General features: G+C 70.0%; 7 protein-coding genes. 5 read left to right on the top strand and 2 right to left on the bottom strand.

Features of this window, described 5'->3' with window-relative positions; translation table 11 throughout:
* Nucleotides 1-1,106 (bottom strand): cyclic peptide export ABC transporter (locus AAG801_RS12150; protein ID WP_341888596.1); only part of this gene is annotated, 1,106 nt, incomplete at its 3' end.
* Between the two features lie 94 nt (nt 1,107-1,200).
* The gene (locus AAG801_RS12145; protein ID WP_070062443.1) at nt 1,201-1,434 is read right to left on the bottom strand and encodes a hypothetical protein; all 234 of its coding nucleotides are present in this window, start codon (nt 1,432-1,434) and stop codon (nt 1,201-1,203) included.
* Between the two features lie 168 nt (nt 1,435-1,602).
* On the opposite strand from AAG801_RS12145, the gene fhuF reads away from it, so the two are divergent.
* The 5 genes from fhuF to AAG801_RS12120 all read left to right on the top strand — a co-directional run bounded on the left by fhuF (nt 1,603) and on the right by AAG801_RS12120 (nt 6,637).
* The gene (gene fhuF / locus AAG801_RS12140) at nt 1,603-2,388 is read left to right on the top strand and encodes a siderophore-iron reductase FhuF (protein ID WP_341888595.1); all 786 of its coding nucleotides are present in this window, start codon (nt 1,603-1,605) and stop codon (nt 2,386-2,388) included.
* A 63-nt stretch (nt 2,389-2,451) separates the two neighbouring features.
* Entirely contained in the window at nt 2,452-3,558 is a 1,107-nt protein-coding gene (locus tag AAG801_RS12135) for a GNAT family N-acetyltransferase (RefSeq protein WP_341888594.1), read from the top strand.
* Nucleotides 3,545-4,864 (top strand): lysine N(6)-hydroxylase/L-ornithine N(5)-oxygenase family protein, encoded by a 1,320-nt coding sequence (locus AAG801_RS12130; RefSeq protein WP_099791581.1) that lies wholly within the window; start codon nt 3,545-3,547, stop codon nt 4,862-4,864. Before AAG801_RS12135 ends, AAG801_RS12130 begins: the two co-directional genes overlap by 14 nt.
* A 160-nt stretch (nt 4,865-5,024) precedes the next feature.
* Complete coding sequence (locus AAG801_RS12125; RefSeq protein WP_099791583.1) at nt 5,025-5,603, top strand: RNA polymerase sigma factor; 579 nt, start codon at nt 5,025-5,027, stop codon at nt 5,601-5,603.
* Entirely contained in the window at nt 5,600-6,637 is a 1,038-nt protein-coding gene (locus tag AAG801_RS12120; protein WP_341888593.1) for a FecR domain-containing protein, read from the top strand. Before AAG801_RS12125 ends, AAG801_RS12120 begins: the two co-directional genes overlap by 4 nt.
* Nucleotides 6,638-6,737 lie beyond the last annotated feature (100 nt).

Genomic DNA, 6,737 nt, shown 5'->3' with positions numbered 1-6,737 from the left:
ACGATCTCGCGGCGGCCGATGCGCAAGTCCACCGGGCCGAGCAGGAAGGGCTCCGCGCCCTCCACCGCCGGGAACGCATAGCGCGCACCGCGCAGCTCGATGGCGTCGTGCAGCACGGGCGTGGCGGGCGGCGCGTGCAGGTCCAGGTGCGGCTCGGGCGTGGCGAAGCGGGCCGACAGGTCGCCGATGCGCTCGAAGGCGACCTTCGCGCGCCCCAAATGCGGCAGCGCCGCCACCACCTGGTCGAGCGGGCCCTTCAAAAACAGCAGCACCAGCACGAAGCCGCTGAGCACGACCGGCGCGGTGTCGCGGAACGCGGCCCAGCCGAGGATCAGCGCGATCAGCAAGAAGAACAGCGCCGAGCCGAAGGACGAGGCCAGCACGAAGATGTTGATGGCACGCCGGTTGATGTCGTGGATGCGCTCGACCGTGTGTGCCACCTGCTGTTCGTACACCTTGGCGCGGCGCGCGCGATGCATGCGCAGCTCTTTCGCGCCTTCGCTGATGCCGCGGTAGGCCTTGTGCAGCGCTTCTTCCTGCTCGCGCGCCTTGAAGAAGCCCGAGATGCCGCGCGCATGCGCCAGGCTCTGCACGGTGATGCCCACGAGCAGCGCCGCCAGCAACAAGCCGAACAGCGGCGGCGACAGCCACGCCAGGTAGCCCAGGCAGCCAAGGGAAACGGCCAGCGCGATCATGGTCGAGGCCAGCATGAAGGCCACGTCGCTGATCATGTCGACGTCCTGCGTGAGCACGGGCATCAGGCGGTGCATGCGGTAGCGCTCGAGCGCATCGATCGGCGCCGCAAGAATCTTCAGCGCCAGGCTCTTGCGCACCTGCGCCACGAGCCGCTGCCCGACCACGTTGTTCGACATGTCGGAGGTGGCACGCCCGACCAGCGCCACCACGCACAGGCCGATGAAGGTCAGCAGCAGCCCGCCGGCCAGGCCGCCGGGGCGATGCAGCACCTGGTTGATGGTCGCCAGCAGCGCGACGGTCGCCACGCCCGCGCCGATGCCGGTCACGGTCGACAGCGCGATCCACGGGAAGTAGGGCCGCAACAGCCGGACGAGTTCGGACGCGGGGGCGCTGGCGGGTGTGATGTTCATGCGGCGGACGGTTCGTTGCAAAGGGAGACGGGCTCCTTGCAATGACGTTCGGCGCGGCCGCTTGTTTAGGAAACCGAGACCGACGGGCGACCGCCTATTGCAGCAGCGGCTGCGCCCCCGCCTCGCGCGCGGCCTCCACCACCGAGGCGCCGGCCAGCGCCCACAGCGTCAGGGCCTCGTCGAGCGCGCGCACGTGGCTCGGGTCCTGGCCGAGCCAGGCCACGAGCTGCTCGGCGCGCTCGGGCGACGGCGCATCGTGCAGCTCGCGAAAAAGCCGCCAGGCCATGCTGAAGGCCGGATCGGAGGGACGGTGTCTCGGGAAGCTCATGGGGATTCGCACGCCTGCACTGCTGTCGATGAGTGAGTAGACGCTCCGTGACGCACGCTGTTTAGGCGCGGCACTGCGGCGGACTAAATTTCCGGGCCGCCGGCGCGTCTTCTGCTGCATGCCTTCGTGCCTTCTTGACGCTTCCCACGCCGCCTTCGGCCTCGCCCCGTGATCCCCCTGCTCGCGCCGATCTTCCAGGGCGAGTGGGCGCCGTACGGCGAAACGCTGGCCTGCGCCGCGCACCCGCCGCCCGACGCCGTGCGCGTGGCCGACCTGCTGGCCGACCCGCCGCGCCTGCTGGCGCTGCTGCGCCTCAAGGCACGCACGCTGAACATGCCGGAGCGCGACCTGCGCGCGGTCGCGTCCGCCTGGAGCATGAACTACCTGCACGCGCTGCTGCCGCCCGTGGCCGCGGCGGCAAGCCTGTTGCAGCACGGCTTTCCGGTCGCGCCCGAGCAGGTCTGGGTCAGCCTCGATGATGAAGACGGCGACCCGGAGTGCTTCCACATCACCGACCTCGGCACGCCGCGCCCCGGCACCGACACGGCGGCGCGCTACGACGTGCTGCTGTGGGAACACCTCGCGCCGCTGTTCGCGCTCTTGACGCAGCTCACGCGGCTGGCACCCAAGATCCTCTGGGGCAACGCCGCGCGCTACCTGGAACCGGTGCTCGAAGAAGGCCTGCGCATGAGCGGCCAATCGCCCGCCGTGGCCGCCGACCTCGATCATCTGCTGCACCGCCCGACCTGGCCGCAGCCGTGCGGCACGCTGCGCGACAACCCGATGTTCATGCCCCCGCGCCGCGGCGTGCGCGTGGCCGACCGCAGCGCGCCGCCCGTCACGCTGTATCGGCAGTGCTGCCTCTACTACCTCGTGCCGCGGCTGGGCTACTGCAGCGCGTGTCCGCTCTCGCCGGAGTTCGAGCGCGAGCGCTGTGCCAGCACCGCCGACTAAACATCCGGCCGCAGCCCGCGTCTTCCTTCTACGTTCCACATCGATCACAGCACGGAGGTTTTCTTGGCCGCCCACGACACTGCATGGCGCTTTCACGCGCATCCCGAAGGCCGGGTGCTGGACGTCCGGCTGGAAGGCACCGCGCTCAAGGTGACGCCGCACGACGGCGACCGCCACAGCAGCACCTGGGCCCTGCGCGAGCAGCCCGGCAAGCCGCGCCTCGAATGGCTGGGCGCGTGCGCGGGCGAGCCTGACGAAGCGCACCTGCTGGCGGCGATCGAGGCGGCCTTCCAGCGCCACCCGGCCGCGCGGCATCTGACGCTGCAATCGCCGCTGCCGAGCGGCACGCGGCTCGTCGACGCGGGCATCGTCACGCCGGCCGAAGGCGCGCTGCCCACGGTCGCGCGCGAGGCCTTCTGGCAGTGGCCGCGCGCCTGGCTGCCGCAGCCGCGCGAGCCCTTTGCGCAGCGCTTCGTCGTCACGCAGGGCAAGCGCCATCCGCTGCGCCCCGCCAAGCCGCAAGGCACGGTGTACCGCCGCCACATCCCGTGGCTGAACCAGACGCTCACGCTCGACACGGTCGACATCGAACGCGACCTGCTCGCCTTCAACCGCTGGATGAACGACCCCGTGGTCGCGCATTTCTGGGAAGAGGAAGGCGACCTCGCCCGCCACCGTCAGTACCTCGAAGGCATCGCGGCCGACCCGCGCGTGACCGGCCTCGTCGGCCGCTTCGACGGCGAGCCCTTCGGCTACTTCGAGGCCTACTGGGCCAAGGAAGACCGCATCGCGCCGTTCTACGACGCCGCCGACCACGACCGCGGCTGGCATGCGCTGGTGGGCGAGGCGCGCTTTCGCGGCAAGCCCTTTCTCACGGCCTGGATGCCCTCGGTGTCGCACTACCTCTTTTTGGACGACCCGCGCACGCAGCGCCTGGTGATCGAGCCGCGCGCCGACAACGAAAAAATGATCCGGAGCCTGGGCCGCTGCGGCTACGCCCATGTGAAGGAGTTCGACTTTCCGCACAAGCGTGCCCTGCTGGGCGTGCTGTGGCGCGAGCGTTTCTTCGGCGAGGCGCTGTGGATTCCGCGCGCCGAACCCATCGCCGCTTCGCCGGCCCCGGCTCGTCGACACGAGCCATCCCTGGAGGACATCCATGCAAATCCATGACCTGATCGGCGTCGGCTTCGGCCCGTCCAACATCGCACTGGCCATTGCGCTCGACGAGAAGCGCCAGAAGGGCCACTTCGTCGATGCGCTGTTCATCGAGAAGCAGCCCGGCTTCGTCTGGCACCGCAACATGCTGCTGGACAACGCGCACATGCAGATCTCGTTCCTGAAGGACCTGGCCACGCTGCGCAATCCGTCGAGCCGCTTCACCTTTTTGAACTACCTGCATGAGAAGGAGCGCCTGCAGGACTTCATCAACCTCAAGAGCTTCTTCCCGAGCCGGCACGAGTTCAACGACTACCTCGGCTGGGCCGCGGCGCAGTTCGAAGACCGCTGCGCCTACGGCGAGGCCGTGTTCGAGGTGGTGCCCGAGATGAAGGGCGACGAGGTCTCGCTGCTGCGCGTGCGTTCGCGCGATGCCAACGGCGCGGTGCGCGAGCGCCTGGCGCGCAACCTGGTGGTGAGCGTGGGCGGCGTGGCGAACATTCCGGCGCGCTTCCAGCCGCTGAAGGACGACGGCCGGGTGTTCCATTCGAGCACTTACCTCGAAGCCATTGCCCGCCATCCGGGCGCCGACCGCATCGCCATCGTGGGCGCGGGCCAGAGCGCGGCCGAGATCTTCATGGACCTGCAGTCGCACCCCGCGAAGCCGCAGGTCGACCTGATCATGCGGGCGCGTTCCATCAAGCCCTCGGACGACAGCCCGTTCGTGAACGAGATCTTCAACACAGACTTCACCGACTTCGTGTTCAACCGCTCGGTGAACGAGCGCGCCGAGCTGCTCGAAGAGTTCTGGCACACCAACTACGCGGCGCCCGACCTGGAGCTGATCCAACAGATCTTCAACGTGTTCTACCGCCAGCGCGTGGCCGGCTCGACACGCCACAGCTTCCTGCGGCGGCACGAGGTGTCGGCCGTGCGCGCCGCGCAGGACGGCATCCACCTGTCGCTGCACGACCTGAACACCGGCGCGCGCCTCGACAAGGCCTACGACGCCGTCGTGCTCGCCACCGGCTACGCGCGCGACGCGCACCGCACGCTGCTGGCACCGCTGGCGCCCTACCTGGGCGATTTCTCGGTCGACCGCGACTACCGCGTGCAGGGCACGCCGGCGCTGCGCCCGGGCATCTTCCTGCAGGGCGCCTGCGAGACCAGCCACGGCCTGAGCGACACGCTGCTGTCGGTCACCGCCATCCGCTCCGACGAGATCGGCCAGGCGCTGCTCAACGCCACGCCGCGGCACACGGCGCAGGCGCCACAGGTGCCGGCCGCAGAGCGGCCCGCCCACGCCGCGCCCGTGGTTTAGCCCCCTGGATGCAATGCTTCGGTGATACACTCAATAAGAATAGTTCTTATTCACCCCATCCCCGGGGTCACCGAAGCCAGCGCCCTCGCCTCCTCTTCACCGGCGCGCTCCAGCCATCGGCCCAGGGGTCTTTTGTCGATGCTTGCGAGAAGGCGACCGGATGCGCGACCTCGTCCAGGAACTTGTGTCTCACTGCGCGGACTTGCGCCGGCAGCTCACGCGCGACCTGCGCGATCCGCACCATGCGGCCGACATTGCGCAGTCGAGCTTCGAGCGTGTGTACACGCACACGCTCGGCCTGCGTGACGGCGCCGCCATCGAGTCGCCGCGCGCCCTGCTGTTCCGCGTGGCGCGCAACCTGTGCATCGACGAAGCGCGCCATCGCAAGGTGGCGCAGGAGTGGGCCGTCTCGCATGCCGTCGTGGGCACGCACCTCACGGCCCCGTCGTCCGAATACGTCGTGGCCCAGCACCGCGTGCTGCGCCGCGTGGTGGAAACCATGGAACAGCTGCCGCCGCGCCGGCGCGAGGTGTTCCTGCTGTTCCGCGCCTACGGCCACTCGCGCGCCGAAATTGCGCAACGCCTGAACATCACCGAGATGGCCGTCGCCAAGCACCTGCTGCGCGCCACCATCGATTGCTCGCGCGTGTTCGCCGAGCTGCGCCAGGAACTGATCGAGCCGCAGGCGGTGAACAGCCACGCGGGTTTCGACACGGCACTGGCTGAAGATTTCTCATGACCGTGGCGGCCCCTGCGGTCGTTCCGCGTGAACGGCTGATCGAACGCGCGCTCGCGCTCATCGTCGAGGACGAGATCGCGCCGCCGAGCCCGGCGGCCAACAGCGCCCGGCTCGCGCTCGACCAGTGGCGCACCCGCTCGCCCGAGCACGCCGCCGCCGTGCGCGAGGCGCGCGAGCGCTGGAACGCCCTGGGCGGCATGGCCGACGACCTGCGCGCGCACTTCGACGAGCCTACGCCCGCCTCCGTACCGCGCAACCCCTCGCGCCGCAAGATGCTGCTGTCCGTTGCCGGGCTGCTCGGTGCCGGCGTGGTCGCGGGGCGCGGCGTGCAGTGGTACTGGCAGCAGCCGGTGTTCCAGGCCGCCTACCGCACGTCCAACGCGCGGATGCTGAAGGTCACGCTGGCCGATACCGCGGATGCATCGGCCAACGGCATCGGCAGCCGCCTCGACCTCGCCCCCCAAAGCGCCGTTGACGTCACGCTCTACCGCCGCCGCCGCATGGTCGACATGGCACGCGGCGAGGTCCGCTTCGACGTGGCGCCCGACGCCGACCGGCCCTTCGTGGTGCGCACGCGCGAGGCCCTCATCGAAGTCGTCGGCACCGCCTTCACCGTGCGCGACCGCGGTGGCCCGATCACCGTGGGCGTCGAGCACGGCCATGTGCGCGTGCAGGTGCTGCGCCATGCCGGCACCGAGCGCAGCGACGAGGTGGTCGACCTGCGCGCCGGCGACATGCTCGAGGTGCGCGACGGCCACGCCGACCCGGTGCGCCAGGCCGACACCGCCGCCCTCTCGGCCTGGCGCGACGGCTGGCTGGTGTTCGACAACACGCCGCTGGGCGACGCGCTGGCCGCGGTCAACAGCTACCGCAACGCGCCCATCACGGGCGCCGACGCCCGCATCGACGCGATGCGGCTCTCGGGGCGTTTTCGCACCAACGACTCGGCCGGCCTGCTCGACGCGCTGCCCGCCATCCTGCCGCTGGTGGCGGTCACCCGTCCCGACGGCAGCGTGAGCCTGCAGGCACGCTGACCCCGGTGCGCCCCCAGGCGCGCCCGTTCCTTTTCAGTTTTTTTCGACCCGCATCGACGCGGCGGCCGATGGCGTGTCACGGGCCTGTCTCTCTTTTTCG

It is taken from the genome of Variovorax sp. YR752 (assembly GCF_943372545.1).
The sequence above is the reverse complement of the archived record's forward strand: the minus strand, read 5'-3'. Positions and strand labels throughout refer to the sequence as shown.

Coding starts and splice junctions, on each gene's coding strand:
- AAG801_RS12145 (WP_070062443.1), bottom strand. CDS start 1,434: ATGAGCTTCCCGAGACACCGTCCCTCCGATCCGGCCTTCAGCATGGCC.
- AAG801_RS12120 (WP_341888593.1), top strand. CDS start 5,600: ATGACCGTGGCGGCCCCTGCGGTCGTTCCGCGTGAACGGCTGATCGAA.
- AAG801_RS12125 (WP_099791583.1), top strand. CDS start 5,025: ATGCGCGACCTCGTCCAGGAACTTGTGTCTCACTGCGCGGACTTGCGC.
- AAG801_RS12130 (WP_099791581.1), top strand. CDS start 3,545: ATGCAAATCCATGACCTGATCGGCGTCGGCTTCGGCCCGTCCAACATC.